This is a genomic window from Pseudoalteromonas sp. SR43-5 (assembly GCF_014163835.1).
Lineage (GTDB): Bacteria > Pseudomonadota > Gammaproteobacteria > Enterobacterales > Alteromonadaceae > Pseudoalteromonas > Pseudoalteromonas distincta.
This window is the reverse complement of sequence record NZ_JACJEA010000045.1, coordinates 1-23,829: the sequence shown is the minus strand read 5'-3', so window position 1 is coordinate 23,829 and position 23,829 is coordinate 1. Positions and strand designations below refer to the sequence as shown.

General features: G+C 39.8%; 21 protein-coding genes. 11 read left to right on the top strand and 10 right to left on the bottom strand.

Annotation, left to right across the window (positions count from 1 at the left end):
* Positions 1 to 108: 108 nt before the first annotated feature.
* The 4 genes from infA to trxB form a co-directional block, all read right to left on the bottom strand.
* Positions 109 to 327: a translation initiation factor IF-1 gene (infA, locus tag H5090_RS19180; protein WP_002962494.1), complete on the bottom strand. Its 219-nt coding sequence runs from the start codon at positions 325 to 327 to the stop codon at positions 109 to 111.
* 90 nt (positions 328 to 417) lie between these two features.
* Complete coding sequence (locus H5090_RS19175) at positions 418 to 1,122, bottom strand: arginyltransferase (protein ID WP_182673541.1); 705 nt, start codon at positions 1,120 to 1,122, stop codon at positions 418 to 420.
* Positions 1,115 to 1,831, bottom strand: a complete 717-nt coding sequence (gene aat / locus H5090_RS19170) for a leucyl/phenylalanyl-tRNA--protein transferase (protein WP_024595507.1) — start codon at positions 1,829 to 1,831, stop codon at positions 1,115 to 1,117. The genes H5090_RS19175 and aat overlap by 8 nt, the downstream gene beginning before the upstream one ends.
* 97 nt (positions 1,832 to 1,928) lie before the next feature.
* A complete protein-coding gene (gene trxB, locus H5090_RS19165; protein WP_002962484.1) occupies positions 1,929 to 2,879 on the bottom strand; it encodes a thioredoxin-disulfide reductase in 951 nt (316 codons plus the stop codon).
* A gap of 287 nt (positions 2,880 to 3,166) precedes the next feature.
* Here trxB and pssA point away from each other — a divergent pair, with 287 nt between their 5' ends.
* Entirely contained in the window at positions 3,167 to 4,492 is a 1,326-nt protein-coding gene (gene pssA / locus H5090_RS19160) for a CDP-diacylglycerol--serine O-phosphatidyltransferase (protein ID WP_182696494.1), read from the top strand.
* A gap of 120 nt (positions 4,493 to 4,612) precedes the next feature.
* Here pssA and ald read toward each other — a convergent pair whose 3' ends face one another.
* Entirely contained in the window at positions 4,613 to 5,734 is a 1,122-nt protein-coding gene (gene ald / locus H5090_RS19155) for an alanine dehydrogenase (protein WP_182696493.1), read from the bottom strand.
* Positions 5,735 to 5,876: 142 nt separating this feature from the next.
* Between ald and lrp the strand changes: the two genes are divergently transcribed.
* The 9 genes from lrp to H5090_RS19110 all read left to right on the top strand — a co-directional run bounded on the left by lrp (position 5,877) and on the right by H5090_RS19110 (position 15,610).
* On the top strand, positions 5,877 to 6,356 hold the full coding sequence (gene lrp / locus H5090_RS19150) for a leucine-responsive transcriptional regulator Lrp (RefSeq protein WP_007582985.1): 480 nt from the start codon (positions 5,877 to 5,879) through the stop codon (positions 6,354 to 6,356).
* A gap of 173 nt (positions 6,357 to 6,529) precedes the next feature.
* On the top strand, positions 6,530 to 9,028 hold the full coding sequence (locus tag H5090_RS19145) for a DNA translocase FtsK (protein WP_182696492.1): 2,499 nt from the start codon (positions 6,530 to 6,532) through the stop codon (positions 9,026 to 9,028).
* On the top strand, positions 9,025 to 9,651 hold the full coding sequence (gene lolA / locus H5090_RS19140; RefSeq protein ID WP_024606099.1) for an outer membrane lipoprotein chaperone LolA: 627 nt from the start codon (positions 9,025 to 9,027) through the stop codon (positions 9,649 to 9,651). The genes H5090_RS19145 and lolA overlap by 4 nt, the downstream gene beginning before the upstream one ends.
* Positions 9,644 to 10,987 (top strand): replication-associated recombination protein A, encoded by a 1,344-nt coding sequence (locus tag H5090_RS19135; protein ID WP_182696491.1) that lies wholly within the window; start codon positions 9,644 to 9,646, stop codon positions 10,985 to 10,987. Before lolA ends, H5090_RS19135 begins: the two co-directional genes overlap by 8 nt.
* On the top strand, positions 10,980 to 11,360 hold the full coding sequence (gene crcB / locus H5090_RS19130) for a fluoride efflux transporter CrcB (protein ID WP_021032117.1): 381 nt from the start codon (positions 10,980 to 10,982) through the stop codon (positions 11,358 to 11,360). The genes H5090_RS19135 and crcB overlap by 8 nt, the downstream gene beginning before the upstream one ends.
* Positions 11,361 to 11,369: 9 nt before the next feature.
* Positions 11,370 to 12,674 (top strand): serine--tRNA ligase, encoded by a 1,305-nt coding sequence (gene serS, locus H5090_RS19125; RefSeq protein ID WP_182696490.1) that lies wholly within the window; start codon positions 11,370 to 11,372, stop codon positions 12,672 to 12,674.
* A gap of 357 nt (positions 12,675 to 13,031) precedes the next feature.
* Complete coding sequence (locus H5090_RS19120) at positions 13,032 to 13,430, top strand: hypothetical protein (protein ID WP_182696489.1); 399 nt, start codon at positions 13,032 to 13,034, stop codon at positions 13,428 to 13,430.
* A gap of 93 nt (positions 13,431 to 13,523) precedes the next feature.
* Positions 13,524 to 14,033: a hypothetical protein gene (locus H5090_RS19115; RefSeq protein WP_169043749.1), complete on the top strand. Its 510-nt coding sequence runs from the start codon at positions 13,524 to 13,526 to the stop codon at positions 14,031 to 14,033.
* A gap of 1,145 nt (positions 14,034 to 15,178) precedes the next feature.
* Positions 15,179 to 15,610: a hypothetical protein gene (locus H5090_RS19110; RefSeq protein WP_010552631.1), complete on the top strand. Its 432-nt coding sequence runs from the start codon at positions 15,179 to 15,181 to the stop codon at positions 15,608 to 15,610.
* A gap of 196 nt (positions 15,611 to 15,806) precedes the next feature.
* Here the strand turns inward: H5090_RS19110 and H5090_RS19105 are convergent, their stop codons facing one another.
* On the bottom strand, positions 15,807 to 16,997 hold the full coding sequence (locus H5090_RS19105) for a PQQ-dependent sugar dehydrogenase (protein WP_182696488.1): 1,191 nt from the start codon (positions 16,995 to 16,997) through the stop codon (positions 15,807 to 15,809).
* Between H5090_RS19105 and H5090_RS19100 the strand changes: the two genes are divergently transcribed.
* A complete protein-coding gene (locus tag H5090_RS19100) occupies positions 16,982 to 17,434 on the top strand; it encodes a hypothetical protein (protein WP_169043744.1) in 453 nt (150 codons plus the stop codon). The two genes, H5090_RS19105 and H5090_RS19100, sit on opposite strands and share 16 nt — an antisense overlap.
* A gap of 103 nt (positions 17,435 to 17,537) precedes the next feature.
* Here H5090_RS19100 and H5090_RS19095 read toward each other — a convergent pair whose 3' ends face one another.
* The 4 genes from H5090_RS19095 to H5090_RS19080 form a co-directional block, all read right to left on the bottom strand.
* A complete protein-coding gene (locus H5090_RS19095; protein WP_182696487.1) occupies positions 17,538 to 18,737 on the bottom strand; it encodes an Nramp family divalent metal transporter in 1,200 nt (399 codons plus the stop codon).
* Between the two features lie 456 nt (positions 18,738 to 19,193).
* Entirely contained in the window at positions 19,194 to 20,456 is a 1,263-nt protein-coding gene (locus H5090_RS19090; protein ID WP_182696486.1) for a valine--pyruvate transaminase, read from the bottom strand.
* A gap of 135 nt (positions 20,457 to 20,591) precedes the next feature.
* Positions 20,592 to 21,251 carry a glutathione S-transferase gene (locus tag H5090_RS19085; RefSeq protein WP_182696485.1) on the bottom strand — a complete coding sequence of 220 codons (660 nt, stop codon included), beginning with the start codon at positions 21,249 to 21,251 and terminating at the stop codon, positions 20,592 to 20,594.
* Positions 21,252 to 21,261: 10 nt separating this feature from the next.
* Positions 21,262 to 23,553, bottom strand: coding sequence for a peptidase U32 family protein (locus tag H5090_RS19080; RefSeq protein WP_182696484.1), 2,292 nt, complete (start codon positions 23,551 to 23,553; stop codon positions 21,262 to 21,264).
* Positions 23,554 to 23,829 lie beyond the last annotated feature (276 nt).

Below are 23,829 nucleotides of genomic sequence, written 5' to 3'. Positions count from 1 at the left end.
TTTTGTTTATTAAATGTAATTGCTAGTCAATGTCTATCAATTACATTTAATAAACGCTTAAAGCTAGTAAAGCACTAGCCAAAAACTAAATCTCGTTTACGCACTTACTTAGCGAGCACGGAATACGATACGACCCTTTGATAAATCGTAAGGAGTCATTTCTACCGTTACTTTATCGCCGGTTAAAATACGGATATAGTTTTTGCGCATTTTGCCTGAAATGTGAGCCACAACTACGTGACCATTTTCTAGCTCAACTCGGAACATTGTATTTGGTAAAGTATCAAGGACTGTCCCTTGCATTTCGATTACGTCTTCTTTCGCCATGTTTAGCGTAACACCTCTTTAATAGTTAAACGCTGCAGATTTTGCCCAAAATACTCCAATAAGTAAAGGCGCAGGGGCTATATTTGCAAATTAAATAGCCACCCACTCATCATTGAGCTGTTTTTGAGCTGGTAAAAACTGAGTTTTGTACTTCATTTTATCGCATTCATCAATTTGATAGCCTAAGTACACGTATTGCTTATTTTGCTCTTTTGCAAATTTAAGCTGCTCTAATATCATCACAGAGCCTAAACTATAGTGTTCAAAGTCGGGGTCAAAAAAAGTATAAATTGCAGAAATAGAGCTGTTCATACAATCAGTTACGGCAACTGCGGCTAAAGTATCTTGGTGCCATAGTTCAATAAATGTGATTTTGAGCCAACTGCAAAGTAAAAAGCTTTGAAACTGTTCTTTTTCAGGAGGATACATACTTCCATCCTGATGGCGCATCGTTATGTATTTACTATAGAGCGGATAATACTCAGGGCGTTCTTGCATCGAGTATTTTACTTCAAACTGGTTTTTTGCTTTGTTTAGTTTACGTTTTTGCGATTTTGAAGGGATAAAGTCTTGTGCTAATACACGTACAGAATTACATGCACTGCATATTGGGCAGTGTGGACGATATATTTGGTTACCACTGCGACGAAACCCTAAGCCTAATAATGACTCAAATTTGTCTGTACTGTAGCAACTAGGATCTAGAATAACTAAAAGTTGCTCTTGTCTGTTGGGTAAATAACTACAGTCAAATTCTTGGGTTAAACCAACACGTGCAGGAAGTTGCTCATTCATAGATTGCGTCAAGTTCTTGTGGCTCCCACATAATAGGATTAATAATATAGTTATGTGCAGCTTTTAGTTTAGTCAAAAATGTTGAGCGGGGGATTACTTGTGCACCTAAGGTCATTAAATAAGGGTTTTCTAACTGGCAATCAATAAAATGCGCATTATGACGTTTAAGCCAATTTACCAGTGCCCACATAGCAAGCTTTGAGCAATTGGTTTGATGATGAAACATTGATTCACCACAAAAAACACCATTTTGCATAATACCGTATAAGCCACCTGCAAGCTCTCCGTTGCTCCACACTTCTAAGCTATGGGCAATGCCAGCATTATGTGCATTAACGTAAGCGTTGAGCATGTCAGAGGTGATCCAAGTGCCATCGGTATCAAGGCGTTGATCGCGACAAGCTTCTATTACCTCCTCAAAGGCATTATTAATGGTTACTTTTACAGGGTGCTTTTTTAAATGTTTACGCAGGCTCTTACTTATATGAAAATCATCCAGTTCAAAAATCCCGCGTTCGCTCGGCGACCACCACATAATAGGCTCATCTTCGCTAAACCAAGGGAATATTCCGCTTTTGTATGCATTACTTAGGCGAGGTAAACTTAAATCCCCGCCAATTGCTAACAAGCCATCAGGGGATTCTAATGCGTATTCCGGATTGGGGAATGCTATATCGGTTTCACTTAATTGGTATAGCTGATTTCTCATACAGTACTTATTTTATAATTGATCGTAAAAGTGTAACTATATTTTAGACATAAAAAAAGGGCTGAATAATCAGCCCTATTATAATTTATTTAATTGCTTATAAATTATCTAAGAAACGCTCTGCATCAAGGGCAGCCATACAGCCTGTACCCGCTGATGTGATTGCTTGACGGTAAATGTGGTCAGACACATCACCTGCAGCAAAAACGCCCTCTACACTTGTTTGAGTTGCGTTACCATTCAATCCAGACTCTACAACTAAGTAGCCATCTTTCATTTCTAGTTGACCAACAAACATATCTGTATTTGGCTTATGACCAATAGCAATAAATACACCGGCTAAATCTAGCTCTTGTGTTGCATCAGAGTGTGCATCTTTAATACGAATGCCAGTTACGCCCATTTGGTCGCCTAATACTTCGTCAAGCGTGCGGTTGTAATGTAAAACAACGTTACCGTTAGCTGCTTTTTCAGCAAGGCGGTCTGCAAGTATTTTTTCACTACGGAAACTATCACGGCGGTGAATAACATGTACTTCGTCAGCAATGTTAGATAAGTATAGCGCTTCTTCAACCGCTGTATTACCACCACCAACAACCGCTACTTTCTGACCTTTATAGAAAAAGCCATCACATGTAGCACACGCTGAAACGCCACGGCCTTGGAAATTAGTTTCAGACTCTAAGCCTAAGTATTTAGCAGAAGCACCTGTTGCAATGATTAACGCATCACATGTGTAAGTACCTTGGTCGCCAGTTAGTGTGAAAGGGCGCTTAGATACATCTACTTTATTGATGTGATCGAATATGATTTCAGTTTCAAAGCGCTCAGCGTGCTCTTTCATACGATCCATTAATGCAGGGCCCGTTAAGCCGTGTGCATCACCAGGCCAGTTTTCAACTTCAGTCGTGGTTGTTAATTGGCCACCTTGTTGAATGCCTGTAATTAAAACAGGGTTTAAATTTGCACGTGCTGCATATACTGCGGCAGTATAACCAGCTGGGCCAGAGCCTAAAATTAGTAGCTTACAATGTTTTGCTTCAGTCATTATTTTTTCCTAAACGTTTAATACGGTCTTTAATGCGCTCGATTCTAAGAAAATCAAGGCGGATGTAAACAAAATCCGCGATTATTTTTTTTCGCAAATCGAAAAGCTGTGCAGTATTGTGTACTAGAGCTCAGTACTTTTACAGTTAAAACACCTGAATAGCTCAATAAATAGACTAACAGGCAACAAAACAGCGTTAATTCATGACCCCTTTGATTTTTTTTGTTATGTTTTACCTAATTTTATTTGTCACTGATAGATTATGTGACCTAAGCGAATAGGCAACTATGTTATTTTGGCAGGAAAAACCCGCATTCGGGTTGACTTCAAAAGACGTTAACGTCTTAACCAATGCGCAAGATTACCGAACGCAATTGCTACGTTTGATAGCTAATGCAAAAAAACGAATTTATATCACAGCGCTTTATTTACAGGATGACGAAGCAGGCCGCGAGATTTTAGAAGCCTTGCATCGAGTATCATTAGAGAACCCTGCGCTTGATGTAAAAGTGCTGGTGGATTTTCATCGTGCGCAACGTGGTTTAATTGGTGCAGAGAAGTCTGATGGTAACGCAAGTTTATACTGTGACGATTTAGAAAAGTTTAAATCGAACGTACAAGTTTATGGCGTACCTGTAAAAGCTAAAGAATTATTTGGCGTATTACATTTAAAGGGTTTTGTCATTGACGATACCTTACTTTACAGTGGCGCAAGCTTAAACAATGTGTATTTGCAGTATAACGAGCGTTACAGACTCGATCGTTACTTTTTAATAACGCAGAGCGAGCTGTGTGACTCAGTGGTTGATTTTATTGAGACAAAGCTAATTAGCTCCGATGCTGTGCCACGCATAGACACACGACCGCTTAAGCGTTTACACGACTTCAAACTTGATCAAAAGCAATTAATGCGTGATTTAAAAGTCGCAAGTTATAACGCAGCAAAGCAACTAAATACGCAAGCATTAGGTATTCGTTTGTTTTTAGGGCTTGGTCGTCGTAATAACGAGTTAAATCGTTTAATAAAAGCGTTATTTGATACCACAGAGCAAGAGCTTGTGTTGTATACGCCATACTTTAATTTTCCGGCGCCACTTATGCGATCACTGCGCCGATTATTAAAGCAAGGCAAGCAAGTGACTATTGTGGTAGGGGATAAAACAGCAAATGACTTTTATTTACCGCCAAGCGAGCCGTTTAGTAAAATAGGGGCATTACCTTATTTATACGAAACTATTTTGCATAAGTTTGTAAAAACGCAAAAACGCCACATCGATAACGGTAATTTAAATGTGTATCTGTGGAAAGATGAAAGTAATTCGTTTCATTTAAAAGGTATTTGTTCAGATAGAACAAAACATTTACTGAGTGGGCATAACTTAAATCCGCGTGCATGGGGTCTTGATATCGAAAACGGTATTTTAATAGAAGATCCAGAGCAAACAATTATGGATGCTATTGATAACGAAAAGCAGGAAATTTTACAACACTGCCGCCGTTTAACAGGCCCAGATGATTTAGAAACAATGGATGATTACCCGCAGCCAGTTAAAAAACTACTAGGCCAAGCTAAGCGCGTAAAAGTAGATTTTATAATTAAGCGTTTTATCTAAATAAGTTTATATAAATCTGAAATTTAAATATAAAAAAAAGCAGCTAATTAGCTGCTTTTTTTATGGGTTGTAGTTAGGTTACTATATTATTTAATACCAACCTAACTACGAAACGCTAAATTATGCGTTTTCTACTGCTGTGCGTGGGTCAACATATTCCATGTTGAACGCTTCAGCTACTTCTTTGTAAGTTACTTGGCCTTTAATTACGTTTAAGCCTTTTAAGAAGTGAGCGTCATCTAGTAGCGCCTTTTTATAACCTTTGTTTGCAAGGTTAATGATGAAAGGCAATGTTGCATTGTTAAGTGCAAACGTAGATGTGCGTGGAACAGCACCTGGCATGTTAGCAACACAGTAGTGAACAACTTCATCAACGATGAAAGTTGGATCAGCATGCGTCGTTGCTTTAGAAGTAGCAATACAGCCACCTTGGTCGATTGCAACGTCAACAATTGCAGAACCAGGTTTCATTGCTTTAATGTGCTCAGCAGTTACTAGTTTAGGTGCAGCTGCACCAGGGATCAGTACACCACCGATTACTAAATCAGCTTCTAGTACGTGTTTTTCTAGTGCATCAGCAGTTGAGTAAATAGCTTTTACTTTATTACCAAATTGCGCATCTAGTGCACGTAATACGTCGATGTTACGATCAAGCACTACAACTTCAGCACCAAGGCCAACAGCCATTTGAGCTGCGCTACGACCAACCATGCCGCCGCCAATAACAACAACTTTAGCAGCTTCAACGCCTGGTACGCCGCCTAGTAGCATGCCACGACCGTGGTTAGATTTTTCAAGCGCTTGTGCACCAGCTTGAATAGACATACGACCAGCAACTTCGCTCATAGGAGCTAGAAGCGGTAAACCACCGCGAGAGTCAGTTACAGTTTCGTATGCAATACAAATAGCTTTGCTTTTTACAAGGTCTTCAGTTTGTGGAAGATCAGGTGCAAGGTGTAAGTAAGTGAAAAGAATTTGGTCTTCACGTAGCATTGCACGTTCAACAGCTTGTGGCTCTTTTACTTTTACAATCATGTCTGCTTTAGCGAAAACGTCAGCAGCAGTTGCTAAAATTTCAGCACCCGCTAGCGTGTAATCTTCGTTAGTAAAACCAATGCCCATGCCTGCATCAGTTTCTACAATCACTTGGTGACCGTGGTTTACTAATTCACGAACACTTGCAGGAACCATACCTACACGGTATTCATGGTTTTTAATTTCTTTAGGAACACCAATAATCATATCATTTGCCTTATTAAGAACGGATTAACATTTTCCACTATTATATTCATCATAAGCCCGTGTGTCTCACCTTTTTTAAACTCAAATCTAGTGTTATCATCTAGATAATAAAAATAAACAGCATAAAAAACTAGTTGGCACTATGCATCAATTATTAGATAGAATTGACCGTAAAATTTTAATGGAATTACAACACGATGGACGCTTGTCGAACGTAGAACTGGCCAGACGAGTTGGCCTAAGCGCCACGCCCTGCTTGGAGCGAGTAAAAAAGCTAGAACGAGAAGGTTATATACTTGGCTATAAAGCGGTGGTCGATCCCGCTAAGCTTGGGCAAGGTTTATCGGTGTATGTAGAAGTAACGATTACTAAAACATCTCCCGACGTATTTGATGAGTTTAGTGCTGCGGTTAAAAAGCACGAAGAAATTATTGAATGTCATTTAGTATCGGGTAATTTTGATTTTTTACTTAAAACGCGCGTAAATGATATGTCAGAATACCGTGGCGTATTAGGCGACATACTATTGAAACTGCCAAACGTAAGTGAAAGCCGAACTTATGTAGTAATGGAAGAAGTAAAAGGTGAAGAAGGCGTAATTATTCGTCCTTATATTACTTGAGGTTATTTATATTAACTGCGTCATTTGCTTATATAAGCTCAAATTATAAAAACTTGTTCATAATCAGGCCATCAAGGTTAAGATAAAGTGCAACAAATTGCATTTCCTGCTAAGGTATTTCACTGCTAAGTAAGTGTGAATAAAAATAGAATAATAAAGAGGAATAGGGAACTATGCGCCTAAACGGTGTGCAAAGACTATTAGAAACAGGGCTGATTATCAGCACCTTTACGGCAATATTTATTTTATGTGCCTTGATCAGCTTTGATCCAGCAGATGCTGCATGGTCGCAAACTAGTTTTAGCGAAGTAAGCAACATCACAGGAGCAGCCGGTGCATGGATAGCCGACATTTTATTACTCACCTTTGGTTGGTTGGCTTACTTAGTGCCAGCGGCCATTCAGCTATTTGGCTACTTGCTATTTAAACAACCTCACCGCATTTTACAGCTTGATTACACTACCTTAGCGCTGCGTGTTATTGGTTTTGCCTTATTTATTACCTCAGCTACCGCTATTAGTAGTATTAATTTCGACGATATTTATAACTTTTCATCGGGTGGGGTAGTGGGCGATGTTATTGCATCAGCCATGATGCCTGCGTTTAACTTTACCGGTACATCTATATTATTGCTGTGTTTCTTTTTTGCAGGGCTTACCTTATTGACGGGAGTATCGTGGGTTGATTTTGTAGATTACCTTGGCGATTTAATGGTTAGGCTTTATTGCTATGTTGTATCGTATGCAAAAGGCTGGATGCACCGAGAACATACTGCAGGTAAAGTAAATAATAACGATGAAGCAGACGCCCATTTTGAAGACGATATAAAAGAGCAGATAGAGCTGCCTACATCAGCTAAAAAAGCAGATAAACAAAAAGCAATAGATAAGCCTCAAACACCGTTTAGTGAACCACAAATCAGTGATGACTTTATGCCGTTTGATGAACTTGACGATATACTCGATCAAGAAATTGGCTTTAGCGCAATAGATGACGAACCAATGGACACGGCTGCTGCATTAAATGCGCTTGATCAAAGCCCAGTTGTGGAGCCTGAAAAACCAGTTACAACGGTGGTATCGCCAGCAAGACCAATGCCTAAACCAAAAGCGCAATATCAACCACCACCAACAGCAAAAGAAAAGTTTGAGCAATTATTAACGCAAGAGCCACCACCAGGGCCATTACCATCGCTCGATTTACTCGACAGACCGGATAAAGCTAAAAACCCAATTTCGCAAGAAGAGCTTGATAGCGTATCGCGCCTAGTAGAGACAAAACTTCTCGACTTTAACGTACAAGCAACCGTAGTAGCGGTATACCCAGGCCCCGTTGTTACGCGTTTTGAGCTAGATTTAGCGCCAGGTATTAAAGTGTCTAAAATTACAGGCTTAGCTAAAGATTTAGCCCGCTCGCTTTCGGCAATTAGTGTACGTGTTGTAGAAGTTATCCCAGGTAAAACCTATGTTGGTATTGAGCTTCCAAATAAACACCGTGAAATAGTTCGTTTATCAGAAGTAATAAACGCCCCTAAATTTGAGCAAAATCCGTCGCCTCTTACCATGGTGCTTGGTAAAGACATTGCTGGTCAGCCGGTATGTGCTGACTTAGGTAAAATGCCACATTTATTGGTAGCCGGTACAACTGGTTCAGGTAAATCAGTGGGCGTTAATGTCATGATAGTAAGCTTGCTTTACAAATCGGGTCCTGACGATGTACGTATGATCATGATTGACCCTAAAATGCTTGAGCTTTCAGTATACGAAGGCATTCCGCATTTATTGTGTGAAGTAGTTACCGATATGAAAGAAGCTGCTAACGCACTGCGTTGGTGTGTAGGCGAAATGGAACGTCGTTATAAATTAATGTCAGCATTGGGTGTGCGTAACTTAAAAGGTTACAACCAAAAAGTGCTTGAAGCCAATGAAGCGGGTTACCCAATTCTTGATCCATTATTTAAAGACACCGATGGCATGAAAGAAGGCCCCGACGAGCTAGGTAAATTACCAAGTATTGTTGTAGTAATAGACGAATTTGCCGACATGATGATGATTGTAGGTAAAAAAGTAGAAGAACTTATTGCACGTATTGCTCAAAAAGCACGTGCGGCAGGGATTCACTTAGTGCTTGCTACGCAGCGCCCGTCAGTTGATGTAATTACCGGCTTAATTAAAGCTAATATTCCAACACGTATGGCGTTTCAGGTATCGAGCAAAATAGATTCACGGACAATACTTGACCAACAAGGCGCAGAAAACTTACTAGGCATGGGCGACATGCTTTATTTACCGCCAGGCACTAGCGTACCAGAGCGTGTGCATGGCGCGTTTGTAGACGACCACGAAGTACACGCCGTAGTAAACGATTGGAAAGCACGTGCTAAACCAAATTACATTGACGAAATACTAAATGGCGATGCCACTGAAGATATTTTATTACCGGGTGAAGCTAGCGAAAATGCAGATGAAGAATCTGATCCGTTATACGACGAAGCTGTGTCGTTTGTAATTGAAACCGGCAAAGTATCGGTATCGTCAGTGCAACGTAAATTACGTGTTGGCTATAACCGCGCAGCACGTTTAGTAGAACAAATGGAAACATCGGGTATCGTGAGTTCACCAGGTCATAACGGTGCTCGCGATGTATTAGTACCTAATGGAGCAAATTCATGAAAAAAGTTAACGCCTTATTATTAGTGTTAGGCAGCGTACTTGCCGCACCAAGCTTTGCTGACGACAGCCAAGCATTACAAGACAGACTTGCCACTTTAAAAAGCTTTAAAGCGCAGTTTGCACAACAAGTAACAGACAAAGAAGGCCAAGCAGTTATGCAAGGCGAGGGCACAATAGCGCTTCAACAGCCTATGATGATTCGCTGGCAGCAAACTAATCCAGACGATACGTTATTTGTATCAAACGGTGATAAAACATATTACTTCGACAGCTTTGCTGAGCAAGTAACAATTATGAAAACCAGCAGCCTAATCGACTCAACACCATTTGTGCTACTGACATCAAAAGACCCAGCACAGTGGGAAAAATACAGCGTACTTGCAACAAGTACAGGCTTTAGCGTAACGCCAAATAAAGGCGTAGAAAGCCAAGTAGAACAACTTGATATAGCATTTGCGGGTAACGAGCAAGGGCTTGCTAAACTAGTGGTTACCGACAACTCAGGGCAGCTATCGTCATTTACGTTTAACAATGCCCAAGTTAATACGCCGCTTGATCAAAGCAATTTTGAATTTACGCCTCCTGAAGGTGTTGAAATAGACGATCAGAGTAACGGTGAGTAATTTAGGTTTTAATTTTGGGCCCGATGTACGCCCACTTGCTGCGCGTATGCGCCCTACAACGCTTGATGAATACATTGGTCAGCAGCACTTATTAAGCGGTGATAAACCACTACATCAAGCCATTGTCGCGGGGCGATGCCATAGTTTAATTTTATGGGGTCCGCCTGGTGTGGGTAAAACAACACTTGCGCAAATAATTGCCAACCATGCTGATGCCTCACTTATTCAAATGTCGGCGGTAACTGCAGGCGTAAAAGATATACGCGACAGCGTAACGCAAGCGCGGGACAACCTAGAAAGCCGTGGCCAACGCACCCTTATGTTTGTTGACGAAGTTCATCGCTTTAATAAATCCCAACAAGATGCCTTTTTACCGCACATAGAAGACGGCACCTTTATATTTGTAGGTGCAACCACAGAAAACCCATCGTTTGCCCTTAACAACGCTATATTGTCGCGTGCACGCGTGTATGTTTTAAAATCGCTTGCCGATACCGACTTATACACCGTAATAGAACGCGCACTTAAACAAGACGAGCAGCTAAGCCAAAAACACATCACTATTGCCGAGAATGCTAAAAAGGCACTATGCCAAGCAAGTGGCGGCGATGCGCGTAAAGTACTTAATTTACTTGAACAAGCAGTTGATTTAACGTCCGAGCAAAACGGTCAATACAACGTTGATGAGCACGTACTTAGCCAAGTATTACCTACACATTTGGCCAAATACGATAAAGGCGGCGATGAGTTTTATGATTTAATATCGGCCTTTCACAAATCAGTACGGGGTAGTTCTCCTGACGGCGCGCTGTATTGGTATTGCCGAATTTTAGCTGGTGGTGGCGACCCCTTGTATGTAGCAAGGCGTTTACTTGCCATAGCTACAGAAGACATTGGTAACGCCGATCCGCGTGCGATGGAAGTGGCCTTAAACGCGTGGGATATATTTCAACGTGTTGGCCCAAGCGAGGGCGAACGTGCAATTGCACAAGCTACATTGTACTTAGCCAGCGCACCTAAAAGTAATGCGGTGTATATGGCGTTTAATCAAGCCAAAGCAGATGCTCAAAACGAGCCAAGTTACCCCGTGCCAGAGCACCTGCGTAATGCGCCAACCAACTTAATGAAAGACTTAGGCTACGGCGCTGAGTACCGTTATGCGCATAACGAAGAAGGCGCATTTGCCGCAGGTGAAAAATATTTACCACCTGAAATGGACGGCAAAGAATATTACTTACCGAGCGAGCGCGGCCTTGAGCAAAAAATTAAACAAAAACTCGATTACCTAAAAGAGCGCGATGCGCAAAGCCCACTTAGACGATACGAAAATGATTAAACTTTATATGATGATCGCCCTTGGCGGAGCCTCAGGTGCGTGTTTACGGTTTTTTATTAGCGAAAGCATGCTAAAACTCCTCGGTAGGGGATTCCCTTTTGGCACGTTGACGGTTAATATTCTGGGTTCATTGTTAATGGGCATTTTGTACGGTTTGATAGATAAAGAAATTATCACCGCAAGCCCCGCCAAAACCCTTATCGGTATTGGCTTTTTAGGTGCATTAACCACCTTTTCAACATTCTCAATGGACTCGTTGTTGTTATTACAACAAGGTCACTTTATTAAAATGGCCCTCAATATCATCTTAAACGTGATGGTGTGTATTTTTATGGCTTGGCTGGGCCTTCAGCTAGTAATGCAAAAAGGTTAAAAAACTAACATGTTAGATTCTAAATTTTTACGTCAAGACATCGAACAAACTGCAGCACGTTTAGCGGCGCGCGGTTACGAACTCGATGTAGCGACGGTAACGGCACTTGAAGAAAAACGCAAAACATTACAAGTAAAAACGCAAGAACTTCAAAGTCAACGTAATGCAAGCGCAAAAGCAATTGGTCAAGCCAAAGCTAAAGGCGAAGACGCACAGCCACTACTTGATGCAGTAGCTAACTTAGGCAGTGAGCTAGATGCCGCTAAAACAGAGCAAGATGAAGTATTAGCCGCAATTAACGACATTGCTTTAGCAATTCCAAACTTGCCAGACGAGTCAGTACCGGCGGGTAAAGACGAGGACGACAACGTTGAAATTTTAACGTGGGGCACGCCTAAAAAATTCGATTTTGAAGTTAAAGATCACGTTGATGTAGGCCAAGACCTAAACGGTTTAGACTTTGAAATGGGCGTTAAAATTAGTGGCGCACGCTTTGCTGTAATGCGCGGCCAAGTAGCGCGTATGCACCGTGCACTAACGCAATTTATGCTAGATACACACGCTGATAAAAACGGCTACACAGAAATGTATGTACCGTACCTAGTAAATAGCGCAAGCCTTTATGGCACCAGCCAATTACCTAAATTTGCAGGCGATTTATTCCACACATTAGGCCTTGTAAACGATGACGGCGAACAACAAGCCGGCTTTAGCTTAATTCCTACAGCTGAAGTACCACTTACAAACAGTGCCCGTGACGAAATTTACGACGAAAGCGATTTACCAATTCGATTAGTTGCCCACACTCCGTGTTTCAGAAGTGAAGCAGGCAGTTATGGTCGCGATACACGTGGCTTAATTCGTCAACACCAGTTCGATAAAGTTGAACTTGTACAACTTGTAAAACCAGAAGACTCAATGGCAACGCTTGAAGAGTTAACAGGTCATGCAGAGCAAATACTACAAGCCCTTGAACTTCCGTACCGTAAAGTAATTTTATGTATGGGCGACATGGGCTTTGGTTCAGCTAAAACATACGATTTAGAAGTATGGCTACCTGCGCAAGACACATACCGCGAAATTTCATCATGTTCAAACATGGCTGACTTTCAGGCGCGTAGAATGCAAGCACGTTTTCGTCGTGAAGGTGTTAAAAAGCCAGAGTTACTACATACACTAAATGGTTCAGGCTTAGCCGTTGGCCGTACACTAGTAGCCATACTAGAAAACTACCAACAAGCCGATGGTACGGTAGTAGTACCAGAAGTATTACGCCCATATATGGGTGGACTTGAAGTGATTGGTAAACAATAAAAATCAAGTTTAAGTTAAGCAAGTTTTAAGCTTGTAAATCTTAATACGAAAGCCGCTGTTTGTAATAAACAGCGGCTTTTTTGTTTTAGGTTAAAGGCAAAAGCTTAGAGAAAAATTTAAGTTATCTTATTAATAATATCGCTTACACCTATTTTTATAGCTCATTACTTTTTTGTCCGATATTACTGATCTCTACCATTTTGGGGTATTTCTACATCAAGGAAACTTAAATATCGGCTAACTAGTTGTTTACAAGTCCTTATTAGCTGGTTAAATTAGAACCTTTGTAATATTTGGACATTTGTCGGTTTATAAAGCGACAAATGTCGGATACAAAGTTGTTATACCTAGGAAATAATGAAGCATATATTGATTGCTAGCCTAACATCCATTGTTGTGGTCTTTTTCATTTCACTACTTCTGTTCTTAGTTAGCTTTGCTGGAGGCGCGTATTCCGGTTTTCTATTAGCCCTTTCCGCAGCCTTCGTCGCAACGGTTGTTGCATCCATTTCGGTAATTTTGTTTGCCATACCAATTCATTTGTTGTTGAGCCATTACAACTATAAAAATGTAACTTGGTACATTATTTCAGCTTTAATCTGTGCTTCAGTATTTATTTATGGCTTTAAGCCATTTGGTAATGACACTCAATCAGATTTATTTACTCAACTATTAATTTGTAGCAGCATAGGTTCAATTAGTGCTGTCGTTTTTTGGTTTTTTGCAGTTCATCATAAAGGTATAACAAGTTGCTAAATTTCGTTCGTAAACTCACTGGGAAAATTACTGCTGGCCGTTCCGGCCAATACGCAGTATTTTCCCATTAGCAAAGCGTTACGAGGGAAGTCCGTGCGTAAATTCATAAATTTAAGTAAAAATAGGCAGGTTAAATTAGATAAAAAATTTCCTGATCTATTTAAAATTTATTGTGTGGAAGACACTCCTCATTATAAGAGGGTCGCAATAACGGTATTTGACCATTGGTTAACTCTTGAAGAGTTTCAAAATGATTTTCCTGATAAAAATGAGCGGTTATCCCGAAACAAGTCACTGCATGATTTCGCAAAGGTTATGTCTAAAAACACTGAAATATTGAATTTTAAATTTAAAGGTAAATGGGAGCGTTGTTACCCGTCCTTTAGAGAATTCAGCTCTCAAGAATCTATGGATAATTATTTGCATCCTGCCGGTGATAATGACTCATCCGATAAATTTTGCAGATTAGTTTTACCGGAGTTTTCGGCTGTTTATTTTGAAAGTTGGGATTATACGAATATATTTTACATTCAAGATGATAAAGTTATACCGGAAATTAAAAAGTGGGCTAGTGAATCAGGCGTTTATTGCTTGGAGTATTAGTAACTTAGCAAGCTGTTCAAGCGGGACAAATTACAGTTGGCTGGTTCCGCTACGCTTCACATTTTAGCCAACTACAATTTGCCCCTTAACAACGAGAATTAGGATGCCACCCATCCTAATTATTACAAAAAAAGCCAACAAAAACAGCATGAAGAGTGAATTATTATAAATAATGAATCACCCAAAAAGCTGAGCTATGTAGACAAAATGAAAGTAAAAATAGACAGCCCCATAGGTCGACGACAGCTGTTTATTAAAGAATGGCAAACGGCTCGGCTGTATCGAACCGGCTTTCCTTTAAATAAAAAGCGGAACATTACAGTGAACAAAGACATGAATAAACTGACCTTATGGGGTCAAACGAAAGTGAATACCTTTGGTTTACGGTGGGGCAACTGTATTGCCTTGTTCATAATATAGAAAAGCTGCAAAACACGATGCATTAAGAAGGGTAAGCCCTCTTACTCTAAATAAAAGCCACTCAAACACCCGTAATCCCTTCCAAAACGCCAATTAAAACAATATCAAACACTTCTATATTCTGCGTAAAAATACAGTAATCAATTGAACCAAAATAGGAACTCAGCTATGGTTTGTTTATCAATAAAAACAAATTTAAAAACGAGTTAATCTACAGGCTCGTTATATGCCTAGAGGTAGTTGGAGAGTAGTATGTTCATATATACAAGGAAGCAGCTTGATGATTCTAAAGTTACCATAGTGTTTAGCCCAAACTTTAAGTGGCTTTCTTTATTTTTTGCTTCCTCAGCGATATTTTTTTCATACTTTAATTATTACAGTATCGCAGTATTATTTTTTTGTTGCTTTAGTCTCTGGATATTTTTATTTTTGATGAAAACAAAGAGTGTTCGAAGAGAAATTAAAGAGTTTACAGTTTTAGATAAAGTTGAAACTTCGGGTTCCAATTGGAATTATAAAAATCCAATTACTTATACTATAAAGTGTTAGGGGATTGGCATATAACAAGCTCATCAAGCTGATTCGCAACGCTGTTGCAAAGAACAAAGGCGCAACAAATTGTGCCAAAGAATCAAACAAGGGCTATTACAATTGGCTTTTGGTAAAGCATTATATTTATAGTTAACTACTTCTCACCAATAATTGACGGAACAAGGAATATTAAAATGGATAAAATGTCAGTTCACATAACCTCTAAACCTTTAGAAACTTACCCGCAAAAACAAATTTTAAAGGTGGTAGCTGATGAAGTAACCGAAAAAGCGACTGTGCACAAAGCAGCGGTTCAAAGTGACCAAGTGGATATATCCGAAGAAGGAAAAGAAAAAAGTCTGGAAGATCAAAATCGTGAAGCGTTACGTAAATTATCAGGCAATGAAGATGCAAGTCAGGCATCACAATCTGAAGAAGATCCTATTGATGAACAGATTGCTGAAATACAAGAAAAGATAGAAAAACTACTACAGGAAACTGCATTATTACGCAGTAAAGATGATGAAGAGTCGCAGGCTAAAGTGAAGGTGCTAGAAGCAGAAATTACCGGGCTTAACACTCAACTTATTGAATTATTGAGACAGCAATTAGAATCGGGTAAATAACAAGCACAGTAAGTATATGCAAAGGTAATTGGAGACAAGAACGTTATTAAGAACATAATAAAGACGCTCACCTTAACCTTAAAACTAAAGGGGTTAACCCCTGATCTTACTGAGCAAATTACTTAATTAACCAAAGTGGCTTATTGAAAGCCGCTACTTACTTTTAAAGCGCAGCGGCTTTTATTTGCTTTATGAATTAGTTTGCTGTCATCAACATTAGCTTTGCCTCTTTACCGTCTGTTAATACTGCGACGTTACCTTTATCAGTTATAAACACATCTCTTAACCTGCCTGCAGCCTTGGGAAATACGTGAGACTGCGTAAATTCACCATTGGCCAGATTAACGCTGTAGAGCTTTTTATCGACAAGAGTAGTGATAAGCACATGTTGTTGTAATGAAGTAAAAGCTGCATGTTTAGAGCCATAATACGCCATGCCTGATGGCGCTATTGATGGCGTCCAATTAACACTTGGTTTTTGCATGCCTTTATATTCGGTAAATGGTGAAATACGCGCTTGCGAGTAATCTTTGCCATAGGTGATTACCGGCCAGCCGTAATTAGTCCCAGCGGTTAAGTAGTTTAGTTCGTCACCGCCTGCAGGGCCGTGCTCGTGACTAACAATTTTTTGTGTATCGTAATCATAAACTAAGCCTTGTGGATTACGGTGACCGAGCGAATAAATAGCGTGTGCGTTCGGGTTTTCGTGATTAATAAACGGGTTGTCTGTTGGAATGGTGCCATCTAGATTTATACGTAATATTTTGCCAAGTTGGCTGGTGATAACTTGTGCTTGCTCTCTAAAATCAAACCCATCGCCCGTTGAAACTAATAACGTATTGTCGGGTAGGACAAGGGCGCGTCCTGCGTAATGTTGCGGTGTGTTTTTATCAGTCGCTACTTTATAAATAACGTTAGGCTTTGAAAAGTCAGTGCCATTAAACGTGGCTTTGGCAACAACAAGCCTGTTTGCGCTTGCATCACCTTGGGCATAAGTAAAAATAACTTCTTTTGAGTCGTTATAATCTGGTGATAATACAATGTCGAGTAAACCACCTTGGCCTGCAACGTATAAACCTGTTAGGTTTAATTTTACTCTTGATTGCACGTTGTTTTTAACTATAACTATGTGGCCATCACGCTCTGTAATTAACCATGTGCCGTTTGGTAGTTCAACCATGCTCCACGGAGACTGTAATTGCGTAGCGAGTGTTTGTGTACTGTATTGCTCCTTTGGGAGCGCAGCGCTTGCATTAACAGAAAACAAAAAAAGCGAAAGCAAAGTAAAAAAAGAGATACATTGTTTACGGGGCAAGCCTTTGCTAGCATGACTAGTATAAGAAAAAAGCTTTATTTTGAGTTGAGATAACCATGTCGTTTTTAACACGTATATTGCCTTCATTTTTAGTTTCTTGGTTACTTACATTCACACTTGCTAGCTTGTTTCATAGCCAATACGTTGTCAATCAATTAGTTAATGTAGGTGTAGTGGTGGGCTTTAGTGATCGTGCTAGTTTAACGCTTGATGATTGGTTAGGCCTATTACCTACCTACGGCGCTATTATTGCCGTAGCACTTGCCATCGCTTTTTTTGTTACTGTAAAGCTTAATAAAAAGGTTCAAAAATACAGTACTCAGCTATTTGTTATTGCTGGCATTGTGGCATTTGCTATTGTGTTAATTGCCATTGAATCAATTATGAATATTCATATTATAGCGGGCGCAAGAGGCTGGGGTTTTTATGCTCAACTGCTTGCAGGCGCGTTAGGTGGTTTGGCGTTTTCGCAATTAGTTAAGGCAACTAAAAACCAAAAAGCGTGTTAGATGTGTGAATATAAATACGGCTTATACGTTATTTGGTGATTAATAAATAAAGGCCGCTGTTTATTGTAAACAGGGGCCTTTAAATATGGTTTTTAGAATTTAATTAAAAAATTAAACTAATTAGTTTGTAGCTACTTAGCCCAAAAATTAGGATTAAAACGGGTAGGGTTACCAGGTTTAACACCAAAGAGTTAGTGTAGTTTCCCATAACCCCTTTTTGATTAACCAGCCATACAAGGTAGGTGCTAACAATAGGGAGTAATAACCCGTTAGCCGCTTGCGCGAATATAATTACCGCGACAGGGTCTAAACCGAGTGAGGCCACCGCAGCACCAAACAATAAAATAACAATAGCAACGCCTTTAAAACGTGAGTTACCCATATCGTTTGACCAACCTAACATGCCACACACAGCATAAGCACCCGCAAGTGGCGCTGTAATAGCACTTGTTAAACCTGCAGCAAATAAACCAATAGCAAAAAAGTAATGAGCGGCGTCACCAAGCAATGGCTCTAGCTGCACGGCCATATTGGCCGCACTAATTTGCCCCGCATCGGTGCCATAAAATGCAACTGAAGCTGTAGATAAAATAGCTAAAGTGATCACACCGCCTAAAGTGATTGATAGGCCTGTATCAACATTTGTTTGTTTAATCATTTTTTGCATGTCGCTGTTACTGTCGTGTCTAGCAGCGAGTACGCCGGAGTGCAAAAATAAGTTATACGGCACAATGGTAGTGCCAACTAAAGCTAGTATGGTTGTAATAGAGCCTTCAGGCATACTAGGAATAAAACCAGCAAATACATCACCCAGTGAAGGCGCTGCCATTACAAGTGTTGAGATAAACACTAAGCTCATTAAAATAACGAGTAAAATTAGCGCGTTTTCAACCACTTTATGTTTGCCCCTATACAGTAAAGCTGCACTAAAAAAAGCAATAAGTGGTGTCCATAGTTGGGAGCTAACTTGAGGGAATATTTCAATTAATCCCATGCTAGCGCCACTTAAGTTACCCGCTTCATAAGCTGCACTGCCCACACCAATGGCGCTGATGACTAAAAATATAGCTAAAGATTTAAATAAAGGCGTTTGAATATGTGCTCTGAGCGCTTGAGCTAAATCTTGCCCGGTGGCAACGCCAAGGCGCGCCGCCATAGATTGTAATAATATAGTGGCAATTACTGAAAACAGTAATGTCCATATAAGTGCAAAACCAAAGTTTGCACCTGCCACGCTGGCGGTAGTAATGGTCCCTGGTCCAATGAAGGCAGCGGTGACGAGTAGTCCTGGTCCTAATCGCATAATTGACCTTAATAGTGCTATTGCATGTTGCTATTTAAAGTTACATCTTACGTTTAAAACCAATATTTATACGCGATGCCGATTGTGTTAAAGCTGTCACTTACAGTAAGTGCCTTGCAGCAGTATTCGCTCCTTGACGATTTCTTTTTTAATAGGCATATGTTATACCAACCCGCAATAATACTTAATCAATTTGAGGGATTAAATCTGACGCTAATTGCGTTAAAAATTTCTGATATAGAACAACTAAATAACGAAATTTTTGCCTGGTTATCGACACGATTTTCTCACCTCAGATAGATCACTTAATTAAGCGAATTGCTATTAAAAAAGGGCGCGTAGGATACCAACTTGTATATAAATTTAAAGGGGATACAGTGCGTTTGCATGAATTTTAAACGAATATATAAGCGAGTTAAATGACTGATGCCGATATTTATATCGGCATCTTTATATTTACTTTATTAGGCTTTTAATCGCTTCTAAGCCTTTTTTTAGAGTATCTGCATCGGTAGCATAGTTAATACGAATACACTCGTGCTTGTGCGCCCAATCATCGTCAATGCCGATAAAAAAGTTGTGACCTGGGATCACATACACGTCTTGCTCTTTAAGTTGTTGATACAATACCTCGCTTGTTATTTTTGCATCTTTAAACCACAGCCACATAAAAAATGCACCTTCAACTTTGTGCAAATAAACAGGCAGTTCGGCAAATACTTCTTCAAACAACTCAATCGCTATGTGTGCTTTATTACGATAAAAAGGCAGTACAACATTACGACACAGTGGCAGTAGTTCGTTGTCGTTAATTAGGCGTGTCACTAAGCTTGGGCCAATACTATTTGGTGATAAAACCATGCTGCCGTTTACGCGGCCAATTGCTTTAATAATCTCATTATTGGCAACCACAATACCGCTGCGTAAACCCGGTAGGCCCAGTTTTGAAAGTGACATACATAAAATAATGTTTGAGTTCCACGTTAGGTTTGCATCGGTGTAAATACAACCTGGAAACGGGTCGCCATATGCGTTATCAATAATGAGTGGAATACCATATTGCTTAGCGAGCAAATCAAGGTGTTTTACTTCATCATCAGTAATTACATTACCTGTTGGGTTAGTAGGGCGTGAGACGCACAGCGCGCTTATGCTCCTGTCATTTGCTAGTGTTTTTTCAACTGCTCTAAAATCAATGACGTATTTAAACTGTTTTGATGTGCTGCCTGTATTTAAAATTTCGATATCAGGCTTTATGGCAACAAACATATCAGCCGATAAACCTTGATCGGCATAACCTATATACTCTGGCGCGAGGGGGAATAAAATCTTTTTATGGCTGCCATCCGGCATTTCGCCTGCCAACATATTAAACAGCACAAAAAAGTTAGCTTGACTGCCATTACCGAGTGCTACGTTATCGGCACTAATATCCCATGCGTACTCTTTACTTAGCTGACCAGCTAATGCTGCTCTAAACTCGTCGTTACCGGTTGGGCCATCGTAAAGCCCAAATACTTGCGATACTTTATTGCTGGCAACAAGTTTTTGTAATTCACTTAAAAAAACCTCATTTACTTGTGGTACTAATGCGGGGTTACCGCCACCCAGCATAACAATATTAGGATTGTTACTGTTTTTAGCCCCGCCTAAGTCTTCCATTAATTGGGTAATACCGTTGGGTTGTGTAAATTTAGTGCCAAAGTTTGAGTAGTTCATAATGCATAGCGTTTGTTAATAATGGGGAGGCAGTATAGCGTAAATATTGGGCTTAAATCCGATGATGAGAATAATTCAATGCTAAGATTTACAGCTAGTTATAGTAATGTAATTCCTTATAAAACAAAGGCTAAGTTAAGGCTTTTTAACGCCGTACAAAAACTCTTCGCCGCAGTCCATATACAAATCAAATTTGGCCATGACTTTGGTGAAAATAGGGGCGTGTAAAAACTCGTTTAACCATGCACGAACATGCGTATATTCACTTTGTAAGTACCAGTGTTTATCTACGCGGGCAAACTGTCTAATAAATGGCAGCAGGGCATAATCGGCTAGACTTTTTTCATCGCCTATTAAGTATTTATGCGTGGTTAGTTTTACTTCAAATTGCTTAATAAACTCTTCGCAGGCTTTTTGATAATAAATTTGTGCCATGTCTTTTGTACGAGCATAAAATTTGTACTTTTCGAGCACCGGTTTAAATTGCGTGTCGTTTAGCTTAATTAACTCAAGCATGCGCTCAAGTGCTAATGGGTCTTGAGTATGCAGTAAATTATGCGGATCGTTTTGCTTTAAAGCCCACAGCATTATATCGAGGCTTTCATCTATAACTTGGTTATTAGGCAGTAATAAAACAGGCACAGTGCCTTTAGGCGATATTTGCAACAGATGCGGCGGTTTATTTTTAGTTTTTATAGCGCGTAGAAGTACTTGTTGCTCTGCCATTAAAATACCCATTCGTGCACGCATTGCGTATGGGCAGTGTTGTAATGAATATAATAATGGCAATGTCATGTTAGTTACCTTAGCTGTTTAGGCCTTCAACATACTGCTGGCGGGTTTGTACTTTAACCAAGCTATTTAAGTGTTCAACCGCTTGTGTTTGCCCGTTAATTAAATCTTGAAAATGCGCAAGTAACACGGCTTTATCCAGTTTTTCTTTATCGCCTGAGCCAATGTCGGTTAAATCAATCATAAATTCGTCAAATTTGTCGGCAAAGTCACTCACAATATCCATGTTTAAAAATTGCTCATGGTTGTAAATACTTGGGTAGCCGCCTTTTTGTTTATCAATAGCAAAGCTAATACCTTTAACATTGGTAACGGTGGTTTCTTTTTTACAGCTCAGCATACAGCTTGCGTCAATACGTGGTTTTTTACAGCCAACGGTTTGTTGGAAAAAACACTGTCGGCTAGTCATCATTAGTATTGGATGATAAATGCTGTACATCATTTTAAAGTTGTTAGGGCGTTTAATATTACGCATTTGTGGTTTGTTTATTTCGTTTGAAATAAACGCGCCTTTTGCGTTTAAATCTTCTTGTAGTGTAAGTAACGCATAAGAGTTTGTGGTGTTTAACAACGGGCCTGCAATCCAGTCAATACCCATTTGTACTGCTTTAAATGCAACGCCTGTGTTGTTACTAATAATAAGCTTAGGTTTTACAACCTCTAGCAAACGTACCGCTTCTTCAAAATCTTTACCAATTAACACCGCCGGAAACCACGGAATTAAATGTGGGTGCTCTAAAAATACATTAATGTATTTATCGTTATCGGTTCTAAAGCTCTCTGGTAATTTAAAGTAAACATCGCCATCTGTTAAATCACATAGATGAACGTCTTTTATGTCCGATATTAAAATAGAGAGTGTTGTTTTGTTATCGGCTTTAGGGTGGTTTACTAGTTTTGGCAGTTCAACAGGGGCGAGTACGTCTTTGCCTTCGTTTAATAAAAACGCGACTTGCTTTTTAATACGGGCAAGCTCTTTAAAGGGAATGCTCAAGTTGTTGCCTAAGTTTGAGTAATCCATATTTTTAATTTCAAAATTGGCATTACTAAAGGTTTTAAAGCGTTTATCAATAGCTGCAATATCAACAACCGATTTATCGGCGGTTTGCATAGGCATTTGCGATTGAACTTCAAAGCGTAGAGGTTGCAGAGCGCTTTGCTCTGCTAGGGTGTTGTCGTGTTTATCGTTTATTGTCAGTGTTACTGTAAATGGCTGGTTTAATTGACCGCTAAACTCAAAGCGTAGTTCTCGCTTTGAAATATCTAAAAACTCAATTTTCTTTTTAACTAACGTATCAATGTCATTTTTTTCTGCGGCGAGCTCTTGTTGTGCATCGTAAATTTGCACAACCGAAATCGCGTTACTCTTTTCGTTAGCGTGATCAAAGCTATGGTCGCGCGGGTTGTCGGTAAACATGTTTTTTGTCATGTCACCTTGCAAAAACTTATTAGTAAAATTACGGTTAAATACTTTGTATAAGCTTGAATCGTCTTCAATTAAGTTACCTGTTTGTACAAAGGTATCTATTTGTTTGCGCCAGCTATCAATAACGGTATGAACGTAGTTAGCACCTTTAATGCGACCTTCTACTTTTAACGAGTCAACACCTGCGGCTACCAGCTCTGGTAAATCAAAATAGGCTGAATTGTCTTTTAAGTTTAACGGATGTTTGTTACCCATAGCCGTTGGCTCGTATTCATCACGACATGCTTGTGAGCAACGACCACGGTTACCTGAGTTACCCACACTTACTGAGCTTGAATAACATTGCCCCGAAAACGCAATACACAATGCACCATGTACAAACACCTCGGTTAATACATCACATTTGTGCGCTACGTCGGTCAATATTTTAATTTCAGTTAGGTTAAGCTCGCGCGATAAATTTACACGTGTAGCGCCAATGCGCGCTAAAAACTCAACCTGTGATTCGTTATGGGTGGTTAACTGAGTTGATGCGTGAATATGCAAAGTAGGAAAGTGCTTTTTAACTATATTGAATAACCCTAAATCTTGCACAATAATGCCATCGAGCGTGGTATTTACGAGTTGGTTAAGTAGCTTAAATAGCGCGCCCATTTCGTGCTCTAATATAACTACGTTTAGCGTTAAAAAGATTTCACAGCCGTATTCATGGGCTAGGCGAAGTGCGCCGTTAAGCTCATCAAACGAAAGATTAGACGCTCGGTTACGTGCATTAAAGGTATCTAATCCACAATAAACCGCATTAGCACCGGCTACAATGGCGGCTTTTACCGCGTTAACATCACCGCCTGGGGCTAATAGTTCAATCTTTCTACTCATTACAATGTCGCTTCGCTCATATTTAATTGCCGCGAATTTTATATGGTTAAGCACGTTAATGCTATTTATTGAGGGATATAATAAAGACTAATACCAATTCGCTTAATTAAGTGATCTATTTTGAGGCTGGAAAAACGTGTTGATAGCTAGGCAAAAAATTCGCTATTTAGTTGTTCTCGGCAATTGCTCCTGCATTGCTCTACCTTCTGCATCCATGCAGTCGTAAATGAGAATTTTTTAACACAGGTAGCGACACGTTTAGCCCCGCAAAATGAT